Annotated in this window: 17 protein-coding genes, 1 pseudogene and 1 riboswitch; of the genes and pseudogenes, 7 read left to right on the top strand and 11 right to left on the bottom strand. The window is 57.9% G+C overall.

Annotated features, from left to right (window positions below; all coding sequences use genetic code 11):
* Positions 1–20 precede the first annotated feature (20 nt).
* Both ACVI1L_RS22945 and ACVI1L_RS22940 read right to left on the bottom strand, forming a co-directional pair.
* Positions 21–781 (bottom strand): annotated as a pseudogene (locus ACVI1L_RS22945) (IS5 family transposase).
* A gap of 41 nt (positions 782–822) precedes the next feature.
* Complete coding sequence (locus ACVI1L_RS22940; protein ID WP_456783834.1) at positions 823–2,061, bottom strand: ribonucleotide reductase N-terminal alpha domain-containing protein; 1,239 nt, start codon at positions 2,059–2,061, stop codon at positions 823–825.
* Between the two features lie 96 nt (positions 2,062–2,157).
* Positions 2,158–2,373, bottom strand: a riboswitch (cobalamin riboswitch).
* A gap of 1,374 nt (positions 2,374–3,747) precedes the next feature.
* Between ACVI1L_RS22940 and ACVI1L_RS22935 the strand changes: the two genes are divergently transcribed.
* Both ACVI1L_RS22935 and ACVI1L_RS22930 read left to right on the top strand, forming a co-directional pair.
* On the top strand, positions 3,748–4,629 hold the full coding sequence (locus tag ACVI1L_RS22935; RefSeq protein WP_456783833.1) for an SPASM domain-containing protein: 882 nt from the start codon (positions 3,748–3,750) through the stop codon (positions 4,627–4,629).
* 380 nt (positions 4,630–5,009) lie between these two features.
* Positions 5,010–7,319: a hypothetical protein gene (locus ACVI1L_RS22930; RefSeq protein ID WP_456783832.1), complete on the top strand. Its 2,310-nt coding sequence runs from the start codon at positions 5,010–5,012 to the stop codon at positions 7,317–7,319.
* Positions 7,320–7,458: 139 nt separating this feature from the next.
* On the opposite strand, the gene ACVI1L_RS22925 is transcribed toward ACVI1L_RS22930, so the two are convergent.
* The gene (locus tag ACVI1L_RS22925) at positions 7,459–7,635 is read right to left on the bottom strand and encodes a hypothetical protein (RefSeq protein ID WP_456783831.1); all 177 of its coding nucleotides are present in this window, start codon (positions 7,633–7,635) and stop codon (positions 7,459–7,461) included.
* A gap of 352 nt (positions 7,636–7,987) precedes the next feature.
* Between ACVI1L_RS22925 and ACVI1L_RS22920 the strand changes: the two genes are divergently transcribed.
* Entirely contained in the window at positions 7,988–9,106 is a 1,119-nt protein-coding gene (locus tag ACVI1L_RS22920) for a Fic family protein (protein WP_456783830.1), read from the top strand.
* A 337-nt stretch (positions 9,107–9,443) separates the two neighbouring features.
* Here ACVI1L_RS22920 and ACVI1L_RS22915 read toward each other — a convergent pair whose 3' ends face one another.
* Positions 9,444–10,184 (bottom strand): hypothetical protein, encoded by a 741-nt coding sequence (locus tag ACVI1L_RS22915; RefSeq protein ID WP_456783829.1) that lies wholly within the window; start codon positions 10,182–10,184, stop codon positions 9,444–9,446.
* A gap of 1,720 nt (positions 10,185–11,904) precedes the next feature.
* On the bottom strand, positions 11,905–12,345 hold the full coding sequence (locus ACVI1L_RS22910; RefSeq protein WP_050420720.1) for a VirK family protein: 441 nt from the start codon (positions 12,343–12,345) through the stop codon (positions 11,905–11,907).
* 684 nt (positions 12,346–13,029) lie between these two features.
* Between ACVI1L_RS22910 and ACVI1L_RS22905 the strand changes: the two genes are divergently transcribed.
* Positions 13,030–14,049, top strand: coding sequence for a hypothetical protein (locus ACVI1L_RS22905; RefSeq protein WP_253640785.1), 1,020 nt, complete (start codon positions 13,030–13,032; stop codon positions 14,047–14,049).
* A 1,593-nt stretch (positions 14,050–15,642) separates the two neighbouring features.
* Here ACVI1L_RS22905 and ACVI1L_RS22900 read toward each other — a convergent pair.
* On the bottom strand, positions 15,643–15,876 hold the full coding sequence (locus ACVI1L_RS22900; RefSeq protein WP_253640786.1) for a hypothetical protein: 234 nt from the start codon (positions 15,874–15,876) through the stop codon (positions 15,643–15,645).
* 126 nt (positions 15,877–16,002) lie between these two features.
* Between ACVI1L_RS22900 and ACVI1L_RS22895 the strand changes: the two genes are divergently transcribed.
* The 3 genes from ACVI1L_RS22895 to ACVI1L_RS22885 are packed head-to-tail and all read left to right on the top strand — an operon-like array spanning position 16,003 to position 18,818.
* Entirely contained in the window at positions 16,003–16,692 is a 690-nt protein-coding gene (locus ACVI1L_RS22895) for a response regulator (RefSeq protein WP_076828281.1), read from the top strand.
* A gap of 26 nt (positions 16,693–16,718) precedes the next feature.
* Positions 16,719–18,176, top strand: a complete 1,458-nt coding sequence (locus ACVI1L_RS22890) for a type II and III secretion system protein family protein (protein WP_253640787.1) — start codon at positions 16,719–16,721, stop codon at positions 18,174–18,176.
* 9 nt (positions 18,177–18,185) lie between these two features.
* A complete protein-coding gene (locus ACVI1L_RS22885) occupies positions 18,186–18,818 on the top strand; it encodes a CpaD family pilus assembly lipoprotein (protein WP_253640788.1) in 633 nt (210 codons plus the stop codon).
* Positions 18,819–19,001: 183 nt separating this feature from the next.
* On the opposite strand, the gene ACVI1L_RS22880 is transcribed toward ACVI1L_RS22885, so the two are convergent.
* From ACVI1L_RS22880 to sctQ, 5 genes are all read right to left on the bottom strand, one after another.
* Complete coding sequence (locus tag ACVI1L_RS22880) at positions 19,002–20,039, bottom strand: EscU/YscU/HrcU family type III secretion system export apparatus switch protein (RefSeq protein WP_253640789.1); 1,038 nt, start codon at positions 20,037–20,039, stop codon at positions 19,002–19,004.
* Complete coding sequence (sctT, locus tag ACVI1L_RS22875; RefSeq protein WP_253640790.1) at positions 20,036–20,851, bottom strand: type III secretion system export apparatus subunit SctT; 816 nt, start codon at positions 20,849–20,851, stop codon at positions 20,036–20,038. The genes ACVI1L_RS22880 and sctT overlap by 4 nt, the downstream gene beginning before the upstream one ends.
* Before the next feature lie 699 nt (positions 20,852–21,550).
* Positions 21,551–21,826 (bottom strand): EscS/YscS/HrcS family type III secretion system export apparatus protein, encoded by a 276-nt coding sequence (locus ACVI1L_RS22870; protein ID WP_253640791.1) that lies wholly within the window; start codon positions 21,824–21,826, stop codon positions 21,551–21,553.
* Between the two features lies 1 nt (position 21,827).
* A complete protein-coding gene (gene sctR, locus ACVI1L_RS22865; RefSeq protein WP_253640792.1) occupies positions 21,828–22,493 on the bottom strand; it encodes a type III secretion system export apparatus subunit SctR in 666 nt (221 codons plus the stop codon).
* Positions 22,486–23,541 (bottom strand): type III secretion system cytoplasmic ring protein SctQ, encoded by a 1,056-nt coding sequence (gene sctQ, locus ACVI1L_RS22860; protein WP_253640793.1) that lies wholly within the window; start codon positions 23,539–23,541, stop codon positions 22,486–22,488. The genes sctR and sctQ overlap by 8 nt, the downstream gene beginning before the upstream one ends.
* Positions 23,542–23,549: the final 8 nt, after the last annotated feature.

Genomic DNA, 23,549 nt, shown 5'->3' with positions numbered 1-23,549 from the left:
CGCCTAGGACCGATCGACATTCATTGCATCCAGATCATTGCGGCAGCGAGATGGATGAAGCCGGTAAAGTTGTCAGATCGCCTGTCATAACGGGTTGCCAAGCGTCGGAAGTGTTTGAGCTGGCCAAAGCAGCGCTCGATGCGGTTGCGCTGTTTGTATGCGTCGGCGTCGTGCGGAATGATGATCCTGCGGGTGCGGTTTGACGGGATCACCGCCGTTGCGCCGATTTCCGCGATGATCGCACGCAGGGCGTTGCTGTCATAGGCCTTGTCGGCGAGCACGGCATCGCCGCTTTGGCCGTGGAGCAGTGCCGGCGCCTGGGTGATGTCATTAACTTGCCCAGCCGTGACGATGAAGCGGAGCGGACGGCCGAGCGCATCAGCCAGCATGTGGATCTTGGTGGTCAGTCCACCTCGGGAACGCCCCAGCGCCTGATCTTTGGCCCCCCTTTTCCGCTCGTCGCCTGCTGGTGGGCGCGAACGATGGTGCTGTCGATCATCAGATACTGGTTGTCGCGATCGGCGGTCAGAGCAGCGAACACGCACTCCCAGACGCCGGCATGGCACCAGCGGCTGAAGCGCTGATGCACCGTTTTCCACTTGCCGTACCGTTCCGGCAGGTCGCTCCAGTGTGCGCCCGATCGCAAAACCCACAAACATCCGTTGACGAACAGTCGATTGTCCGCAGCCGTACGTCCCGGGTCGCCAGCTTTCCCCGGCAGCAGTGGCGCAATCCTCGCCCATTGCGCCTCCGTCAGCTCATATCGTTTCGCCGCCACCATCTGCTCCGTGTCTCGAATCACGGAACTCTATGAATCAGCGATCAAACCGCTTGGGAATCCTGAATGTCGATCGGTCCTAGGCCGACGGAGCGCTCGCGTAGGGCAGCATAGCGGGCACGCCTCATGCCCTCCGGCGCCACCGTGATGAAGTGGGTGAGCACGTTGTCAAGGAAACGCATGATGTCTTCGATGAAGCCCGGCTCCTCGCTCCACCGGTCCCATGTCTCGAGATTGAGCGATGAGAGACAGCACACCGCGGTGCGCTCCTCGTCGCGATGATCGATGCCGGTCGGCAGGGTAATTTCGCTGCACAAATTGGAGGTCGAGACCTTGAGGCCGAGGTCGCGCTGGTGCTTGGGAAGGGCGCGGTTCACGGTGTCGATGAACAAGAGATAAGGCTCGCCGGTCTGCAGCCGGTTCTCGAGGATACGTTGCCACAGCTGGCGAGCGTCGATCTCGCGAACCATTTCGCTGGTCTTTGGACTGCGAAGCGCGAACGCTGTCCCGGCTCGCACGGCATGCATAAATTCGTCAGTAACGTTGATGCCGTGATGCAGGTTGAGGCTCTTACGATTGAAGTCGCCGGACGACTTCCGGATCTCAAGGAACTCCTCTATCTCGGGATGTTGGACATCGAGATAGACTGCCGCCGAGCCGCGCCGCAACGAGCCTTGACTGATCGCCAGCGTCAGGCCGTCCATGACGTGGATAAACGGGATGATGCCCGAGGTGACACCGCCCTTAACCTTCTCGCCGATCGAGCGAACATTCCCCCAGTAGGTACCGATGCCGCCGCCGTTGGAGGCAAGCCAGACGTTCTCGTTCCAGGCGCCGACAATACCTTCGAGCGAATCCGAGACCGAATTGAGGAAGCATGAAATGGGTAGACCACGCAAGCTGCCGCCATTCGAGAGCACCGGCGTCGCCGGCATGAACCACAGTCGGGACATTGCATCATATAGACGCTGAGCATGTGCGACATCGTCCGCAAACGCGCACGATACCCGCGCAAACATGTCCTGGACGCCTTCGCCCGCGAGCAGATAACGGTCGGTCAATGTCAGCTTGCCGAACGATGTCAGGAGGCTGTCGCGCGATCGATCAAGTGCAAGGTCGGACGGCTTTGGAGCTGGCGCGAGGGGACGCGGCAGCGGGGCCAGCGATGGAGGCGGCGCAACAGACCGCTGAAGCGGGGCAAGCGCTGCCTGTGCTTGCGCTGCCCGCACACTGGATGGTGTAACGAGATGACCCTGCTGATCGAAATCAAAAGACGGCGACATCGGCAACCCCGCGATGTTTGGAGCCGGGGCCACGGACGACTTGCAGGAGACAAACGTCCCTCAGTGCAAGCGCTCCACCGGGGCACCCCGCCCGAGGACGTTTGTTCTGTCGCGGCAGGTCTCCTGGCTTGCGGGTCGCTGCGGCTGTCGACCTTCCCGGCGCGTTTCTGCGCCAGTGGCCCATGATGACAACCGCTCACCGCTTACAGTTGCGGGGGCAGCCCCGGAGTAGCCGTTCGGCGCACCGGGTTCCCTCTTAGCTTCCTGTCCTACAAGATAAAGGATGGAAGAACCATGACAGATCTACATCTAGGCGTCACTTGCCGAGATTCGTCAAGTCTCGTTTGGGGTACATCAAGTCAGAAGAGGACACCGCGAAGTCAATGAATGGAGTGGCCGACGCCGAGCACCGGTATGTTCCGCTATCCATATACGTCCACCTGTGGCTGTTCAGGCAAATCAATCCAGAAATCCGGCCGACCATTCATCAGTCTATGCTGATCTGGAACGTAGATCCTACCAAAGGCTCTGAGACCGTTTTTTCCGTTCCGATGAGTATGAGCGGATCTTCAGCTCAAGATCTTCGAAGCTATCAGCGTCAACGATCCAGATGAAATCGTGTCTAAGGCGCTGGAAAGCTATCATGGACGTAGCCGACGCAGTCAGCTCCTCGACGCACGACGCTCCCCGTGCGATCTCGCTGCTCGAACGGCTGACGGCCCTGAAGAACACGAAAGCTCATCGAGCTCGCAGCGGCTAAGCCGCTGTAAGCGCGACGAAACCGGCTCCCTTCGTGAATTTACCGTCGGCGCAAGCCTTGTCTCACAATGAAGGAGCAAGTCCGCGGCGGCGCGTCCCACCGGGATCGCCTTGTCAATATCTTTCTAGCCAGTATAGCTGCTGTTCGGCGCGCATAGCAGATCGATTTGGTCGCGGCGCATCTAGGTCGCCGCCCTTCTGATCAATTCGGCACGTGCCCGGTGCATGTTTGTAGCGAACCAATTGTCTGGCCCATTCTCGCGATCTGCCGATAAAGGCTTCGCCTACTGTTCGGTGCCCAAAGAAGCCAGGTTGGTCCTACTTACTCGGCCGCGTCCATCAGGATTTCCGGATCGTCGCGCCTCTCATCGCGTCCCAGAGCAATCTTCGCAACACGCGAAAGCCTCCAGGGCCATGCTGGATCACGCCCGACGCGCTTGAATCGTACCCGACGTCATGTTGCAGGATTCGGCGCAAGCCACGACTGTTTGGCAAACAAGCTTGGCATTTCGGACGCGATCGGAACAACGTATGTCGCCTCTGGGCGGTCCCATGTCGGCGATTGACTGCGCGGTCCGGCGACACGGAGATGATGTGGTCCTCAGGATCGAGCACCTCCCGGAGCCCTATTTGCGGCTCTCCTCGACAACATCAAGAGCTGTCGAGCTGACGTGTTTCTGGAGGAAAGGAGGATGCTAGGCGCAGACATGGTGGTAGGCGGCAATCGACACCCAGAGAGAGGAGCGCCGGACTGGTCCTCCTGTACCCTGTTGTCGAAACCAGCGTGGCAAGGCACGGGCTTCATTCAAGGCATCTCGCCCAACGTCCAAACTCCGGTTGCGATCGTTTCAGGCAAGGCGCGACGCCGCGTTAGCTGCGCTCGATCTGCGGCAATTGCCTGCTCCGGCACCTGAAAGGACCAGATACATGACGGCATACCCTAGGGTCTTACAAGAGTTGCGTGTGGTTGAGCCCGGCCATCGGGTATTGGAGATAACCACGACCACCGGCTGCATCGTCAGATGTTCTTATTGCTCCCAGGACAAGTTTGCAGATCGCCAAAGGCCCGTATCCCAAGCCAAGCATCTGGGTGTTCAGGATTTCAAGCAATGTCTCTCACGCGTACCGACAGCTACTGGCATTAGTTTTTCCGGATATTCGGAACCCTGGTTGCATCCGCATTGCAGCACGATGGTTGAGCATGCTTACGCACGCGGCCACGACGTCCGGATCTTCACGACCCTTGTTGGAATGAACGGGACTGACGTTCGACGCCTGCAAATGCTCCGGTTCAAGACTTTCGTCGTGCACGTTCCCGACGACGGCACTTATATGAACAGCCGCCTCGTCGGAAAAAACTACATCAATGTCATGCGCCGACTGATTGAGGCAAACATTCCCTCGATTCAATTTGTGATCCTGGGTAAAATCCATCCTGATCTAGCCGATGTAATCCCCGCCAAAAAGCTGCAACGCTTGCGGCCGCTGAGTAGCAGGCGAGGACATATAGATCCGAAAATGATCACCCCGCGGCAGCCGATCGCCGGCACCCTGACATGCAATGGGAAACAGCAACATCGGAATGTCCTTCTTCCAAACGGCGATGTTACTTTGTGCTGCATGGATTTTGAGCGGCGTCATGTCCTTGGGAATCTTTTGCGCGACGAGTACGAAGATCTGTTCGAAGGCCGGATATTTAGCGAAATCGCCGACCGCATGAACGGTACAGATGGCTTTCTGCTTTGCAGGACGTGTGAATTTGCCAAACCGGAGCCGGAATGCTGCAGGGCCCCTGCCCGCGCGCTGTGAGGAATGGCCATACCAATGGAAGCTCGCCGCACCAGCTGGACTAGAGGGGAGGGATTATCCGGCTGAAGGAGCGATACGCTCTCCTCTCATCAATCGCGAACTCGGCCAATGGCAGACCGATCATCACGATGACAGGCCTGGGATCGTCGCGATCGCGAGCTGAGCGTTGGATCGAGGTCCTCGCATCGCATTTCAGTTCGAACCTCAGTTGAAGGATTTGTCATCCTGCGCTCTCCTTTTCGCGACGCGAACACACAGCATCGCCTTGGGTGCCGCCCTGGTTCGCTATCATTCTCTGTCTTGCTTGGGGGCTACGTCAGGTTTTGGACAGCCACCGCTAGTACCGAGGCGCCGAGACCGATGCAAGCGGAGACGCGACCATGAACCAATTTGACAATATCAACCCTGCCGATAATCGTCCCGCTGCGTCCGAGACAACCGTGGAACAACGGCAACCGCAGCTAGCCTACTTTGAGCAGCAGCTGGCAGATGTGCAACAGCTGGGGCCTATATATGCTCACAGTCAGCTTTACGATGTCACTCAGGAAGACGATCGCCTGATCCAGGCAGCGTCTGGTGCGGCTCTCGAGCGAGGACCACCGCCTGGGCCGACAACCATCAGTATTTACGATCGCCGCCTTCGCAAGTTGGCTGAGGCGCTGAAGAAGGATGGCAAATCAATAGCGGCCCTCGATGATGATACGCTGCTCGATTGCGCCAAGAAGCTGCTGCCAAACGATAAGATTATCGCCCCAGCATTGTTGATTGTCAGCCGCTACCGCAAGCCTGGCGCCACCCTTCGGATCACGACACATTACCGTCCATCGAACGAAGACGAACGCCTCATTAGGAAGGCCGCCGAGGCAGGCTTCGGTCGAGGGATCGACGCGAAAACGGCCGGAAATTACGCAAGCTGCCTCCGGAAGTTGGCGTCAGCTCTCCGCCCCCTGTCCATTGCCAGGCTCAGTGCCGACAAGTTGCGCGGTCACGCCGATACTTTGTTCCCGAAAGACAAGAAACTCCTCTACGCTTTGAACAGACTCCGCGACTATCGCGCGGGCGTCAGGCAGGACAATTTGGAAGGACAAGGAGGTGGCTCGCATCCGCCAACTCAGCCGGCCGCGCGTTCGTCCATGCTGACTGTCGAGGACCAGCTTTTGGAGAATGCTGCGGATCAGGGCGTATTGCTGGCTGGCAATCTCAATGCTCCGGAGGTTTGGGGTGAAATGGATTTGGCCGCTCATTCTCCCCTACAAAGTGTCGCGCAGGATGTGCTTTTCGACAACGCGGCGCGGAGCGGAGAGCTTGCGGTCTCCGGCTTCGATGCACCGTTACTTTGGCAGGGAATGCGCGCCCCCGCTTTCTCGTCCGTACAGAGTTTTGCTCAGGAAGAGCTTTTCGATGCTACGGATCGCGAGAACCTGCTGGCAGCCGCGCCGTACGATCAATCGGCGCTTTGGCGAACGATGAGCTCAGCCTCCCGTTCGGACCTGCAAAGTGCCGACCAGGCGGAGCTTTTCCATGGCATTGATCGAGATGATTTGCTGCCAGGGATGACTTTCGATACACCGGAACTGGCGTCGCGGGTGAATCCGGTCGTCCCTTCGCCCGTGCAAAGCGCAGCCCAGGACGAGCTTTTCGAAGCGGCCCTGGAGGGCTTCGTGGTCGCGGACGATCTTGTTGTTCCGGAACCGGACTCTACTGCCAACTTGCCCATTGAAAGTGCCGGCCGAGAAGAGTTTCTCGATGCTGCAACCTCACAGCCGAACTCGCGATTGCTGAACCTTGCCTCTGAACAATACTTCGCACGCATGATGGACCAAGGCGGTGCCGCCCCGGCCACAACGCCACTTCCAGTCAGCGAAAGCTTTGACGCTTCTTTGGTCGTTCCAGGTGACTTCTTCCACGGCAACCAGCCCGCGCCGGATATGATGCGCTCCAAATTGGGCCGTTGGGGTCTGTTACCGGATGCGACGCAGCCGGTGAAGACGTACGACATTCACGGTGAGCCCTATACGGCCGTGTTAGGACCCGGAGGGCACAATGATATTCAGCTTATTCATCTGCGCTCTCTCGCCGTCGGCGACACGTTTGATGTTTCATTCGCCGTGCCGAAGGACTTTTCCCATCGCACCCAGCCGGCTCCCGACACGATGCTTTCTAAGTTGGGTAATTGGGACTTCTTGCCTGATGCGGAGTATCCGGTGATGAACTATGAGATTACCGGTGAACGCTACACGGCTGTGTTGGGACCGAAAGGGCCCAACGACGTTCAACTTATCCACCACCCTAGGTTCGCTTTGCGGGGTGAAGCTGCGCTTGCGACGCCGACGGCTCCCCCGCGTACCTATGGCGGCCCTGTATCCGGGTTTAATCCACCCGCCACGCTCGAATTACGAAAGGACGCCCCTTCGGCGCTGGGGCCAAACCTTCCATTGCCGTCTGCGGCTTCGGCATGGAGCCATCAGCCGGCCCCGCAAGTGCCTGAACTCGGAGAGTTGTTCGGCCAAGACTGGAGGCACGGCCCCCAAGAGGCTTCGCCTCTCGTGATCGACATGCTCCAGGACCTGGGCCTTTTGCCGAGCCAGGGTGTCCCCATGACCTGTTTTTTGATCCATGGTCAGCCCTACACGGCCGAAAGCGTACCCGGAGGCCGCATTCTTCTGTTTCATCGGCCGCAATTTGACTGAGTGAGGTGCTCGTTGGCACCTTGCACGGCTACTCAGGCCGCGAAACCATATCGAATCGTTTGCTTTCAGAGAACCTAAAACCGCAAGCGCATCAGAGGAGAGCTCGGCAAACTTGTCTCCGCGAGCGCGGAGAAGACCTTCAAAGACGCCGCTGGACAGCTTCGCCTTCAACGTCGGTGACGGCCAACATGTCCTTCATATTGAGAATGTCGGCATAGAGATGGACACCGTCGACGCGGTAGGCGATGTTCGTCGACAGGTTGGCAAGCTTGATGTCCCGGACATACTCCTTGATTTCGATATCCTTAAGCGGCAACGCGTCGATCTTGGCGCCAGTGCGCTTTGTCGCCCGATCCTTATTCCAATTGCGGCCTGCCTCTAAAGCTCCTGTTCAGCGCCGAGCGCCTTTTCGGTAATAAAATCAGATGCAACCGCAAATGGTGCGTCCCAGGAAGTTCCGCCAGCTCCAAACGGGAACAATCCACAGCCTCAAGCTCGCTTTATAGAACATATCAGGAACTACGGGAGCCCCCTGGCTAGGAATGCCTGTCAAGATCTGGGCCGTCGGGCGGGCTCGCGCGTTATCTAGATTATTCTCATCATTTTTTGACGAGCACCTTGCGGTGACGAGAATACGCCCCATAATCTCTTCATAGGATGCAGAGATTATGCCGTATATTCACAACACTCCCGGCTGGCCCAGTTTCAACTGGAACGTTCAAAGCATTGCTAATCGGCTCGCCGCAGTCCGCCACAAGCAGGGGCGCCTCATAGGCCGCATGGAGCGCCTAGGCTTCCCACTCAAAGCAGAAGCAACACTTCAAAGCCTCACCGAAGAAGTCGTGAAGTCCAGTGAGATCGAAGGCGAAGTCCTCGACCGCAACCAAGTGCGCTCGTCAATTGCTCGCCGATTGGGCCTGGACATTGGTGCGCCTACACCGGCTGACCGGAATGTCGAAGGCATCGTCGAAATGATGCTCGATGCCGCAGAAAAATATGCCGATGAGCTGTCAGCCGAACGCCTCTACGCTTGGCATGCGGCGCTCTTCCCCACCGGACGAAGCGGCATGACCAAGATCGTGGTCGGTGCCCGGCGCACCGAGAAGTCCGGGCCCATGCAAGTCATCTCTGGACCCATAGGGCGAGAGCACGTGCATTACGAGGCTCCCGCCGCCGCACGGCTCGAAAATGAAATGCGGGCCTTTCTGGCCTGGTTTAACAGCCGGGCTGACATGGACCTCGTTCTCAAAGCCGCAATTGCCCATCTATGGTTTGTAACCATACACCCTTTCGACGATGGAAATGGACGCATCGCGCGAGCCATCGCCGATCTAATGCTGGCGCGTTCCGAGAACAGCACGCACCGCTTCTACAGTATGTCGGCCCAGATCCGTCGCGAAAGGAACGATTACTATGCGGTTCTCGAAAGAACCCAAAAAGGCGACCTGGATATCACCGAGTGGATTAAGTGGTTCCTAGATTGCTTGGACCGTGCCTTTGACGGGGCTGCGGTGGTCCTCGCCAGCGTTCTGCGGAAGGCTACTTTCTGGGACGAACATGCGGGAAAGCATCTCAATGAGCGTCAGCGGACCGTTCTCAACCGGCTTCTGGATGGCTTCCATGGAAAAATGAGTTCATCCAAGTGGGCGAAGTTGACAAAGATTTCCCAAGCGACGGCTTCGAGAGATATTGATGAACTCGTTGCACTCGGCATCCTGAAGAAAGACGCAGCAGGCGGCAGAAGTACCAGCTATTCTTTGATCGAGCCGAGGGTAGAAAGCTCATGAAGGACGATCAAGAAGAGCCTTTGAGAAGACTCTCTCCATGCGACTTGTCCGAACCATCGATTTCGTCAAGTTCGCCGAAACCAAGAATGCCGCCCTTCTTACGTTCTCCTCGGCTTGGATCATCGGCACGATCAACCTGCTAACGAGCCAGGCCAGCTTGCCACTTGGTTACAACGTCGCATTCTGCGCAGCGCTTCTTCTCTTCGCTGTGGGCGGCCTGGTTTGTATTCTGTCGTTTGTCCCGCAGGTGTTGGCTCAGTTTTTCGAGACGGATGACGACTCCGTCAGCTTGCTGTATTGGGGCGCCGCGCCGAGCACACATTCAGGCGCTGCCTTCTTATTCCATATGCGAGGCGCTCCAAACCCTGAGGGCCCGGGGTGCCAGTCTGGTATCGACGAGTTTGCTCCAGGACTTGCCTACTTCGATCCAGCGGCATTTTCGCGCCGGCAAGGTCTCCAGCACTTTTTGGGCAATAGGTGCGAGACTCGCAGCTTCGGAGGTTGGGTCAAGGCCAGCATCTGCAAGGATTTTCACGGCGGTCTCTTTGGATCGCATCCACGCCGCTTCGGTGAACCTGCTCTCCGAGAAATACTCGAAACAGGTGCGAAACGTCAGAGCACGGCCGATGACCTTATGGTTTGGTAATCCCGTCTCACTGAGCCATCGGCGCAAATGGTCGCACCATTCCTTGTTGCTGAAGTCGAGAAGATTGCCACCTTCGAAAATCAAAAGCGCCGCCATGCTGGCGATTTCACATCGCACGTCTTCATCTTGTTTTTCGAACCATTCGCGGATTGCTTGCAAGGGCGTCCTCGGCATCTCGGCCGCGCCGGTCCGTTTGAACGGGACGACGTTTTCCAGTGGGGGCATGCGCGGCCAAGGCTTGCCCTTTGCGTCCCATAACACCCAACGCTCTGCGATCGCTTTTGCTTCTTCCGGTGATCTGGTCCGCCAAAGCTCCTTGAGCGCCTCGTCGACGTAGTATGAAACATCCGCCTTCAGGCCGCATGTACGCGCGATTGCTGCTAGGCGTCCGGCGTCAAGGAGCCGGGCCGCGAAGTTGTTCTCTGCGTTCATTTTCCGAGCTCTTTCGCGCCCTCTCCAGCGCGTCCCGTTCATTCTGCTCTAAGCGCACTACAAACCCGCTATTCACGCCGTTGAAAGTTAGCGGCGACGTGACAGAACGTCCGTCGGTATCGGCCGAGCAGACGCCGTCTGCCTTATGTCACGCGCCGCTAACTTCAGTGGCCAGCCACGGCCGCAACTTGCGATGTAGCCATGCCCGGAAAGCCCCTAGGCATGGCTAGGGGCATGCATTCTTTGTGCCAAGCAATAGTCGACAGTCTGGATGACGTTTGTGTTGGGTTTGTCTGCTTCCCGACATACTAAGGTCTCGATCCTAGCAGTCGACCTTGTCGGCAGCGGGCTCATCTTGATGCTGCCGTCTCCGCAACCACGCGAGCGACGTCGCTAGTGGATCAAAAGGCCCTTCTGTTTTCGCTATTGGCGCTTTAAATCGGCACCCCTGCAACAGCGCTGGGCTCCCTCATGGTTAGTTTAGTCAGTCCGGTTCGTACAAAATTCCTGCTCCAAGCTGGTTGCGGTCACTCTTAGACACACAACCTGCATTCCAATCATCTCAGTAGCAGTCTGGCCATTGGTGATTGTGTTTTCTATCTCAGGCGTCTTCACAATTTTCCGACAACGACGGCAGTTTAACGTCGCCGGTACGTGCATACGAGAGAGATGCACTGATACCCAGTTAGGACAATTTTCATTCGTCGAATTTTGGACATCTTAATGAGCGTATCGCGTGCGGAGATCGACTCTAACAAACAGATCGTTCCTTTCCGAGGAAGATCACGTCTTTACTTTCTTCCATCGCCAAAACGGGGATGACTGGCTCACAACTCTTGAGGAGGTCGATCGGCGCCGTGTTGTGGTTGCCTCAATCGAATAAGTTATCTATCGAGTTGGCGCGTCGGTTTCGCCGACTGAGCTCTACGCGCTACGCGCGCCGAGCCGCCGTCTCCCATCCCGGCTTCACGCCCCTCGCGCGCGGCTCCGCCCCGGCGCCCACAAGGGCTCTGTGCTCACCGCGGCCGTCTCCCCAGCCTTCCGCGCTGCGCTTGTGCAGGCTGAGTGATCCCCTCGGCAACGTCGTCCCTGCGTGCGCCCCCGGTCTCAGTGGGCTTGGCATGACGATTCAGCGTGGAAGTCTGCGCTGAATCGTTACCCCCAAAAGGAAAACTGAAAAATCAAGAATTGCGTCCAAACGAAAGCTTAAGGCGTACAAACGCACCGCGGTAGTCGCGGCACGATCTTAAGCGGGATGGTTCAATCACTGTGACCACGTTTGGAAGCACGAAACTCTCAGATGAAAGGACCAAAAAGACGCGGGAAGCATGATACGAGCGCATTGTCGGGCGGCTGAGGAGTAAGCGTCATCATCGCGGGCCAGCAGCTTGATCAGGTTGAAACCTCACAGGATCGCGGATCAGATGCGGACGTACTTTGGAAACGTCTGGAATGTTCAAATGACAGGCCCGTCTCCGAACAATATGAGGATAGCCGGAACCGCCGATCTTCCGACAACTGAGGCTCAATGAGGATCGATGGCCATCATACGGTACCTTGAGACAGCAAGTTCGTGCACTCGATGCGGCTCGGGAAAAGACGGCCAGATACAATCTGGCCGTCTCTCACGATCAAAACCATCCGTCATGACATGCGAAGGTGTTTGCACGGTTAAAGGATCAAGGTTTCGAAGCGCGTCCCCCTGCGCTGTTCGCTTCGTTTACCAGATGAACTTAGCGCCATCCGGCAGTTCGCAGATGAATTCGCCCTGGTTCACGAGTTCGGTGGTCCCGACGACAAGCTTCGAGGCCCGCACCGTGAGCCTGCCTTCGCGGCTTAAGCTATGGCGGATGTACTCGGTCACGGCATGTCCGGAGCTGTCCACCGTTTGGTGGGCATTGGCGAAGCTAATGCCGTTCTGGGGGGTCACCCTGAAGGCATTGATGACCAGACCAGCCTGAGTTGCCGACGCAGCTTTGCCACCCTCCGCGGCTGTACAGCGGCTCATGTCCAGTACGAGCTTCACATTCTTGCCGGTCTGCAGGGCATGGAGCACCTCGGTGTATTTCGGCGAAGGCTCATCGGCTCTCGCCATCGTGCTCACGCCTACGGTCGAAAGCAAGGACAATACGATGGCCAGTCCTTTGCCAGTACACTTCATACGCTCTTCTCCCTCGAAAAGTACCACAGATCGTACGTTGCAAGACGTCGTGTAAGCCGATTGGCGGATTTGAGACATCAAGCGCGCCTGCGACAAAGACAATTTGCCGCAACTAGACGCAAGTGGTTGTGACGGCTATTCCGACGTCACAACCTCGTAGGTCAGGTTTGCTAAAGCGGCTCGCCCCCGCGCGAAATCGACTAGACGATTTGATCGAGCGTCGGCCGCTTGGAAACCACAAAACGGTGACCGGTCGCGCTCGTCCATTGCAGGTCCGACGGCCGAGAGGATACCGTTCTTACATCTGTGTAAGCAAACGACTTGAAAAGAACGCGTCGGCCCGTCGCATCCGCCAGCTTGTCCATGTGATACGCGGGCAAGGACCGCTGCCCCAGACGGCGTACCCGCAACGAGGTGGTGGTGGAGCGAACCTGGCGCGGCAGTCCGAACAAGCTCCGATCTCGGCCCATTCGAAATAGCAACGACAGAGAGCACAAGACAGCACCGACTTGTGAATCCCTGGTTTTGCGTGCCTTCCTTCTGGCTGACGATCGCCTCACTGACCAAATCCGTCCGGCTCCCTCAAAGGTCAAGGCAAATGGCTTCCTTCCTGGTCCGTCAGCTTCTCGAAAGCTGCGCCTGCAATAGTCTGCGCCAATAGCCGGCACCCGAATGGAGACACAAATGAATGTTGATCCCCGGAAGGCCGCCGACACTCCATGCGAGGTTCACGACGTGCTGCAGCAGCCGAGCCGGATCGACAGGCAATCAGACGAGCTTAGCGCCCAGACCAGCGCACCCGCACACAGTTCCGAAGATCTAGCAAGCTTTGAGCAGCAGCTGTATGACCTGAACCTCAATGACCAGGATTCGGTTTTGCCAAGGTCGGATTCAGTCTCGTCAGTGGCAAGCTCGGCAACCAGCACGTCGTCGTCTGCGTCGAACCAGGCGGCCCCGGAAGCCGTTTGCTATCCAGCCACATCATTTGTCAGCGCGCGCGCCCAACTTGCCGCAACGCTGACAGGTGCCACTCTTGAAGCGCTGCGGAACGAGATCAACCTTGCCGAGCAGCAATCGGCACGTTGGTCACCGGCGACCGCACCTCCCGTCGATCGGGACCGCGTATTCGAGGACGTGGCGGGCTCGTCATATGTCACACTGCGGCGCTTTCAGAATCAGAACAGCGATTGCAAGCCGCGCAAGGAAGAAAACACAAGCGCAATATCGCATGTCCGTAACACGGCTCGGGATCACTCTTCCGTTGGATACCCGCTAGAGCGCTATCCTCTGGACCGGGCGCGCCAAGCTGGCTGGCATATGCGCGGCCAGACAACGACATCTGCCTTCGTATCGTTGGTCGAGGATCCGGAAACACTAGCCGTTTCGCGCGACCCTTGGGCAAGAGCGATCGCCAACCATGCGGACGCGCTGCACACCTACACGGTACCGAAGTCGGCGGTCAGGACGCCTGACGACGTGCTGTGCAGCATCGGTCTTGGAATGAATGCCGAAGATCCGGACCACGTCGACGGCGACGTCGATTTGATGTGCTCACTCGGCAGAACTCCAACCCGAGAGACTGAACGCCTGTTCCTGGGCGGCATTTTGGAGAGTTACCGAACCGCAAGCGAAGCCAATCCCTGTCGACCGCGCCATTTGGCAGGTTCGTTTGGGTTCATGGCCGAGACAACCACCTCAAGGTAGACCTGGAGCACGACACATCTCACGCGTTACAATTTGAGCATAGGGCATGGCGTGACCGACGTCTGATCAACTCGCCGATCGACCGGGGCAGCCCTCTACGCAATGCGCAACAGCCGGTTGAGGGTTCCGAGAGGGAAAGTCGCATTTCGACGGTCGGGAGGAGCCGGCCGTTCGGGCATCCTGGTATCTTGGCTGCGTTCTGACATCGCACGGCATCTATTTGTTAGTGGACATCACGCGTGGCCGGAGGCGTGATGAGGTAAGCCGCTGAACGCGAAGCATCGCCCCTTTAGCTAGCTCGACCTGACATTGAATGGGCGATCAACACTTTGGCCGCGATCGCATCAGCTATTCACTCGTCTCCGGCAAGCGTACTGTTGTAGCCGGTCCGATCCGTCACCTGGATGCGTTCCATCAAAACAATCGATTTTGCTGGGGACGGCTAAACGTCTCATAGTCGACCGCGATCTATGGAGGCAGCATTCAAAAATGACGTCTGGCAATCGATTCTCTTCTCAATCTCTTGATGGTCAAATTGGTTCGCGCGATCGCTCGTCCGCATCTCGGCTGTTAGCCCATGACCGTCACGTGAACGCATACCCGCCCCGGTCTTCCCGCAAAATTGCCACGCATGTGGCGTATCCGTCGATCGTCCGATCGTGACGCCCTGGCTTTGCTCAAAGCCTGGCACGAACGACTGACTCTTCGTGCACATCCATGGCTCTGACGCCAAGCTTGATCGGACGGCGAAATGGTCACGACCCGGACAGCGCGAGACAGACCGCCACGCGAAGGTCGATGGTCCAGTCCAAACTGTGTCACCATTAGCTCACAAGACTTTCGAGTTTGATGGCACCGCCACAAGCATCGAAGGCACTTGAATCTCACCTAGCGTCAGATTGTAGGATTTCCGACAGTCTCGCGACAGAATCCGCTCGCGTGAACTATTCCCGACAGGTAGCAAGAAATGCGATCGTCTCAAAAACTCAATGCTCGGTGGCTCCGCCTGGTTAAGCTACTCGATGGCTTCTCTTCGGAGCGCACATCGTGCATCGCCTCTGCGCACAGCAGAGGACGAAGCGCCCCACGCGTAGCCAGGGCAGGACCCAGCGAGCGAGAAGAACGGGGGCAGTCGCAATTTTGCTCATGCCGGTCACGCACCGAGTTGGAGATCAAATCATTCATTCGCCGTTCATCCTGTGTGACGACACGGTGCCTACGTAAGCACTTCGGGCGATGCGCGATGACAACACCGGACTCGACCCGTTCTTCGTTCGCAGCATTCGCGCCGCGGCGGCGTGGGAGAACTTCGGCGCGTCCAAACTTCGGGACGCTTGGCATCTCGCGTGGCAATCACCGACCAGCGAGAGGATGTCTATCAGGCCGATAGACGTATTGATCTTTTGTCATGCGTCTCGGCCTTTCCAGCAATCGGCTAGATGCAGATCGCGTGAACCGTCTTAAAAGCGCGGGAACACTTGCATCGTCGTGGCTTGACGACAGTACGGGCTCAAGCCCTAGCAGGAACTGACCGCGGATTAAGACGAATTGGGGAGTTTCCAAATGTCAGCTTCGCTAGTCTGTTCGGACAATTCAGCCGCTTTCGCCTGCGATTTCGTTTCGCTCGTGCGGTTTGGCGCAATCGTTCCCGCAGGCGGTCTCGGCCCACAGATGCATCAGCGCGCTGCCAAGGCTTTCAACCTTGTTGGAAATCGCAGAGCTGTTGCCGACATACAGGATCTTTTGAACGGTGTCGCCGGCGGACGCGATGCGCGGCAGGTCGCCTGTCCGATAACGGTAGACCGGCAGACATTGATCGCCTGTCATTATGCTCAACCCTGGCATTTCCGACTTTTCGAATTCACGTCAAAGCGGCCGCCTCTCGGATCCACCGAGCCTCATGGTCAACCGTGACACGCTCAAGTCCTGCCGAGGATGGACGAGAGGCAATGAATGCGAATTCTCCTGGTTGATCATCATGCGGACTTTGGCCGCGCCGTGAAGGAAGCGCTCTTGGATTGCGGCTTCGCCGTTGATGTGACGCGCACACTGGATGAGGCGTCGGCCGCGCTGGAATGCGCGAACTACCACATGGTTCTGCTCGAATCTGTCTTGCCCGACGGAGACGGACTTGAATGGCTGAAGCAGTTGCGGCGCGAAGGACGCTCAATGCCGGCGATGATGATGAGTAGTCTCAATGATCTCAGCCGCCGAATTGCAACTTTCAATGCAGGTGCGGATGATTTCCTGCCCAAGCCCGTGTCTATCGACGAACTCATCGCCCGCATGCGAGCCATTCTGCGACGGTCAACGCAAATGACGGCGCCGGTGGTGACATTCGGCAATCTGCATTTCGACCCGATCGCAAGGCAAGTCTCGGTTGGCGGCCGGATACTGAGAATTGCGCGACGCGAAGTCTGCATTCTCGAACATCTGCTCAACCGCGCCGGCCGCACCGTGCCGCGCACATCGCTGGAAGATAGCTTGTATGCGTTTGACGACGAGGTCTCGACCAATGCGCTGGAAGTCGGGATCTATCGCTTACGCGCGCATTTGAACCAGGCCGGTGCGACGCTCAGGATCAAGACCGCGCGCGGGGTCGGCTACACCCTTGAACTCGTCGGCGCAGCATCGGCTGCCTAGCAATCTAACTTGAAAGCAACAATCCCTTGAAGGTCGTCAAGAATGCTGCCGGCGCCAATCTGCCGCCGATGGCCATCATCTCGCAACGCTCTGCCGTCCTGCCCCGCTTGTGCTACGTCCTGTGCGGACTTGCTCTGCTATTTCCACTTGCTGGCGCAGCCGAGACAAAACGGGACGGCAAAGGAGAGCCGCCACGTGCGGCGCCTGGCAGCACCACCGGCACGCTCAACCTCACCTCCTCACAGGGCAAGACGGTTCATCTGAACGCGCCGGCAGCGAGCATTTTTGTTGCCGACCCGGCGATCGCCGATTACCAGGCGCCATCGAGCAGCACGATATTCGTATTCGGCAAAAAATCCGGACGAACCAGCCTGTTCGCTTTGAACGAGAACGGCGAGGCTCTCGCCGAGCTGCGCGTCGTTGTCACCCAGCCGATCGAGGACCTGCGTGCCACGCTGAAGGCTGAGATCGGCGATTATCCGATCCAGGTCAGCTATACCCCACGCGGCGCAATCCTTGGCGGTACGGCTCCCAACGCCGATATCGTCGAGACGGCCAGGAAGGTGACCGAGCAGTTTCTCGGTCCGGGTGCGCTGGTCGTCAACAAGATCCAGGTGGCAGGTTCGCTGCAGGTGAATCTGAGTGTGCGGGTGGCAGAAGTCTCCCGCAGTGCCGTCAAGGACCTCAATATCAACTTCACGGCTTCCGGTCCGAACGGCGCTTTCCTTGTCACCGGAAAAAGTGGCGGTTCCGGGCCGGCCCGCGGCGGCGGCACGATCGGCATCGGGTACAGCGCTGGCAATACCAACCTGAGCGCTGTTCTCGACGCACTCGCCAGCGAGCACCTCGCCTCGATCCTGGCTGAACCGAACCTGACCGCCATGTCCGGGGAATCCGCAAGTTTTCTGGCCGGTGGCGAATTTCCAATTCCGGTGATGCAGGACAACCGGCAAGTCTCGGTCCAATTCCGACAATTCGGAATCAGCCTGGAGTTCGTCCCGACCGTCCTCAGCAATAATCAGATTAATATCCATGTGAAGCCTGAAGTCAGCGAACTGTCGAAAGAAGGCGAGGTCAGCGTCAACGGAATATCGGTGCCCGGTCTCTCCACGCGTCGTGCCAGTACTGTCGTCGAGCTTGCCAGCGGTCAAAGCTTCGCCATTGGGGGGCTCATCAGGCGCAATTTCAGTACCGACATCGGCACTTTTCCTTGGTTAGGAGACGTTCCGATCCTTGGTGTGCTGTTTCGCTCCTCTTCATTTCAGAAGCAGGAGACCGAACTGGTCATCATTGTCACTCCCTACATCGTCCGACCGGGATCTGGCCCGGGCAAGATGAGCGCTCCAACTGATCGCATCGGACCGCCTTCGGACGCAGGGCGCACCCTGACCAATACGCTGGCTGGTTCATCGAAGGGCCGCGAGGCGGCGCCCGCCACGGCCAGATCGGGTGCGACCTTCGGTGCCGGCTTTATCATTGAATGAGGACTGCCAATGACCTTGCGACACCTATGTCTTTTGATCGCAGTTGCGGCGGCCCTTGGCGGATGTGCAAATAGTGCTGCGATTTCTTCCGGATCGGCTGGACAAGCGGCCCGGGTGGAGCAGAGGACCAGTGTCCTGCTGCTTCAAAATCTTCGTCGCAACGAGAGGTACAGCCTGCGGGATTTCATTGCCAATGCCAGCCGCGGCCGGCGCGATGCACTCCAACTCGACGTCGCCGGCTCACCGCGGCTCGTAGCGCAGGTTGCCCATGAGGCGCGCGCGATGGGCATTGCCCCCTACAATATCCGCCTGTCCGCCTCTCCCATCGATCAACGCGCGCATTTCGGGGTCCGGATCGAGGCAATTACCTACGAAGCACATCCTGCCGTCTGTCCGCCGCTCGCTGTCACCGGCCCTTCTCTAGGCGACAATTCATTCGATCCAACGCTTGGCTGCTCAGTCCGCAATAACCTCGCAGTCATGGTCAACGATCCTGGCGACCTGCTAGGCAATGGCGCCGTCATGCCGACCAGCGGTGATCGTGCAGTGCTTCCCATCACAGCTCGTGGGACCGCGGCGACGGGCAATCGCAGCAATTTGGAGGATGGAATCCGAAACAGGAGTGCGCCAGAAACCCAATAAGCGGCTCGCAACATCCGGGCAGGACGAACGACGCTGGGCACTCTGGTTTCCATATCAGTCTTGCGATGAGCGGACGAGGCTCCTGGCATCCTGTCTTTGCTCGGCCGTTGTTTTTGGATCGCGCAGCTTGTACCAGGTTCTGCGACAATAGGGTCTTTGCCGGTAGGTCTGAGCGTATCGACGCTATACAAGGCCGGCGGCAAACACCGCCTTTGCGACCCTCTCGAAACAATCCATCGGAACGGCCTTGCCCATCGCACCTTTACGGATCAGTTGACGCGCCAACACATGATCCTCGACAATGCTCAGACGCTGGGCCCGCGCCTGCGCCAGTAACTGTGACGCCACCTCGCCTTCACCGCGGCACACCAGCACCGGGACGCCTGTCTCGCCCCGAACGTAGCGCAGCCCAATCACCGCCGCCGGCCCACTCAGTATTAAGGTTGCCCGGTGGATTCCCAGCGGAGACTCGTTCGCCGACTCGCGACGGAGCCTGCGGTGTTCACCCTTGATATGCGGATTACCATCCTGTTCCTTGGACTCGCGCTTGGCCTCGCTCTGCGTCATGCGCATGTCGCGCAGGAATAACCAACGCTGAATGAGCAGATCGGCCAGCCCACCAATCAGAAAGGCGCCGGCAGCAATCGCTATCAGTACTTTCAACTCGTTAAATACAAAACCAAGGCAGCTTAAATCGCACACCGGCAAATAGACCAGCGCTCTCCAACCTGCGAGCACAGTGAAGACGAACGTGGCACCCAGAACCAATACTTTGACGAGGGACTTTCCAAGCTCGACAAGCGAGCGCTGGGAGACAATCCGCTTCAGCCCTTTGACCGGATCCAATTTCTCAAAGCTAGGTTTCAGCGGCTCGACGGAAATCGTCAACCCGCCGCCGGCCAAGACGCCGGCCAAGATGGCCGCAATCAACGCCGCACCCAGGATGGGAGCTACGGCTGCCATAGAAAGGTCCATCAGTCCGACCAACGCCTGCCGGACCGCGCTGTTGAACGGCTGGCCCTGCAGCTTGTCGATGAGCCGCACGGCTTCGCGCCATGCGTCTACGATCGGGCCCGCCCTGAAGTACAGGCAGCCGAAACCAGCGCAAAGGCTTGCCGCGGTCACAAAGTCGGCGCTGCGCGGGCTCTGCCCTTTCTTACGCGCGTCCCTCAGCTTCTTGTGACTTGGTGGAAGCTTTTTCTCTTCACTTGTGTCGTTCATTTCAAGAACTTCTCGAGCCACTCCAGCACACCGTCGAACTGACCGATCTCGGCTCCCATATATTCGATCAGGAAGACGGCGTAGCTCACCATGATGATGCCAAAGGCGGCATTCTTGATAGTCGGTGAGAGATCGTTCAGCTTGATTTGCGGCGCAAAGCGCCCGAGCAGCATGAGGGATACGTCAATCAGAAGCAGCAGAGCCAGCACGGGCCCGGCGACCACGAGGGTCGTATGCATGATATGGTCGAGCAGCTTGATAAATTCCATTGCCCCCTGCTGGGTCAGGGGCGGTAGCAGTCGATACACGGGCCAGATCAGATAACTTCCGTAAAGGCATCTGATCATTGTCTGCAGGCCCCCCGATACAACGAAGATCGTAACCGCCGCAGTTCCGAGAAAAAGCCCCATTGCGGAGGTTTGACTGCGTGTCGCAGGATCGTCTACCTGACTGGAGATGCCGCGCTGGGTATCAATGATGTCACCAACGGCTTGGATGCTCCAAAGTGGTATGCTGAGCAGAAAGCCGAACAATAGGCCGATAAATATCTCCTTCACACCAAGGAGCGCGACCGCAATCATACGGGTGCCGGGATCCAGCGTCTGCAAGCCGCTCTTGATTTGCATCAAGCAAGGCAATCCAATCACAACCGTCGCGCTTGCGCGGATCATCCCGCTAATGTGCGGCCGCGTGAATACAGGATGAACCAGCATAATACCAAGCGCACGGGCAGTGCCAAGTCCAGCCGCAACGACGAATTCGACGGCAGTCTGAACCAGACTTTGCGTCTCGGTGGGTGACAACGCATCCATTTGAGCTCAGCTCACCGCTCGCTTCAAGCCAATCTAATCGCCCGTGCGCCTCGCCATGATGCGAGTCGACAAGAACTCTGCTGGTCATCTACCTCGTGTCCTAGCGGTTGCAGATTGACATACCGAGCACTAGGGTCACTCACTTGCGCTTCAACTCTCCGCAGCCGGCTGTCCACCAATAAGGTATGACCATTTCAATGATAGGACCCGCCGAATAGCGCCGCTACCAGGCCAGCAAGCCAAGCTCCTTCGGCTGTCACCGGCCGCAGGGCGGTTCTGGTGACCTAGAGCTTCGGAGCTTGCATCAATTCAACAGTTCGCGGCGATCGGTCTCGGCCGGCGCTTCATCGCGGCTTTGATCCATCAGATCGTCAAAACCCTGCGTCCACTTGAGATCAAATCGGTTCGCCTATCCACCTAGTTAACAACTCGTCAGGTTATGCATCGAGGACCAGGCCTCACCGCAGGTCATTTCATCGTAAGCCAGACTTGAATTGAGTGGATGACAATATCAGATGAGGTCATTCCTCCTCCGAAGGCCGATCGAGCCGAACAGGACAGTCCGGATATCTATCTGTCCCATGCTAATGAGGCGAGCTTTCGGTAAGCTGACGAAACTCGCCTCTTCCATGGTTCAGAAAGAGGACAGACAAACGCGACGCCATAGCTGTAGGCTTCGTCCGCCTTGCGTTCCCCGCACTAATACCTCGCTGTGAGCGCCGGGAAATCGGTGAAGATGTGCTGTGCTTGCTCGATCAGTGGCGCGCTCAGCACCGGGGCAAACAGAACGAGCACCGCGACGACGACGAGGAGCTTCACTGTCAGTGGCAAGGTTTGATCCTGGAGCTGGGTTGCTGCCTGCACGATGCCGATACCCAGTCCGGCCACGAGGGCTGCCAGGAGCGGCGGCAGAACCCAGATCATGAACAGGACAAGTGATCGGCTCAGGTGGGTGAGGATGCTGGCTTCGTCCATCTCAACCTCCGGGGGTTGCGTAGCTTAACACCAATCCGTGCATGAGCCGCGACCAGCCGTCGATTGTGACGAACAGAAAGAGCTTGAAAGGAACAGATATCATTGTTGGTGACACCATTGACATGCCCATGGCCATCAGAATTGTCGTCACGATCAGGTCGATCGTGATGAACGGAAGGTAGAGAAGGAAGCCGATCTCAAATGCACGCTTAAGTTCCGAGATCAAAAACGACGGCACGAGAATTGCCAAATCATCGGCTGTTGCGTTGCTGCGCATCTCGTCCGACCAGATATGTTCCGTCGATGACAGGAAGAACGTGCGCTGCTCCTCAGTGGTGAACTTTTTGAGGTGGGCGCGCAGCGGCTCGCTGCCCTCCTTGGCGGCGGTCAACCAGTCGTCGGCGGTTTGGTAGCGAAGTTGCGGATCGGTCACGCGGTTGTAGGTCTGCTCGAACACTGGAGCGCCTATGAACACGGTAAGAATCAATGCAGCGCCATACAGAACGATATTCGGTGGTATGGACTGAGTCCCGAGCGCGTTGCGAACCAGGAAGAGAACGACAGAGACCTTTATGAAGGCAGTCGTCGTGACTACTGCGAACGCCAGCAGGCCAAGGCCGACCGTCGCCGCAAGAAGCGCAAGGATACTCGGTTGAATGTCAACCATTGACTGCCAACCTGCTACGTAACCGGATCCCAAGCGCCTCACCGATGCGCACGATGTCGCCCCGGCCGATCAATTGACCGTTGGCTACAATATCGACTGGACCGTCCAGGGGCCGCCCAAGTTCGAACACGTGTCCCTCGTTGATGCTTCTCAACGTACCCAGGGGGATAGGCCAGCGGCCGCATTCGAACACAAGCGTGATCTCAACACTGTCGATGTCGGCTTCCGAGGGCGGGATTGCTTGTTCCGTTTGGGGGCGTATCGTCATATCTACATACCTTAGAGGATGGGGCTGCAGGCGGAATGGTCCGCGAAGGACAAGTCTGTCGTCCACGGCCTGCGCCGGCGCCCACAACCTGTCCGCCGTGAGGATCAGCTGGCTATGGGCAAAGGGAATGACGTCGGGCAGCAGTGCGTCGCCGGGCTGTGCTTGGCGAAGTAGTCTGACAGGCGCCCGCAGCGAGCCGATCTCTGTCGTAATCACGACCGGCAATTCCGACGAAATCTTGCCTTGCTCTCGCGGTAATTGGCCAATCAATTCGCCTAACAAGCGAAACGCAGAAGGAATCAGACCGTCAAGCGGTGCGAACAAGAACAGGCGGGCCTTTCCCGCCAGCGCTCCGATGGCGACATCGAGCTCCAGATAGGGGTCTTTGGCCGTTGCGTCTTCGATGCGGATCAACTGCACATTCGATGCGAGCACGTTCTCTAGTCCAGCGATCCAGGGTTCCAGTGCGAGCTCGAGAACGAGCGAGCGGGTTGGGTCGGAAGGTAACGTAAGGCCCTGCTGGACCGTTGAAATCAGTGTCTCGACGAGAAGACGAGGCAAGGACAAAACAGCTGTCTCGCCGCCGGCGCCAAATACGCAGTCGAGCATCGACATGTCATATGGCTCTGCCTGCCAGACAAGCCGGCTCACACGGATGGATAGTATCTTGTCGCCATGGCGGCTCTGCAAGATGGTACGCCGTGCGGCAATCTCGTTGGCCCACGAGACCACTTCATGCGCCAGCTTCACCGCTGGCTGAAATAGTGCGGGTTCAGCCACGGCGCTTA

The organism is Bradyrhizobium sp. USDA 4516 (assembly GCF_054055915.1).
The sequence above is the reverse complement of the archived record's forward strand: the minus strand, read 5'-3'. Positions and strand labels throughout refer to the sequence as shown.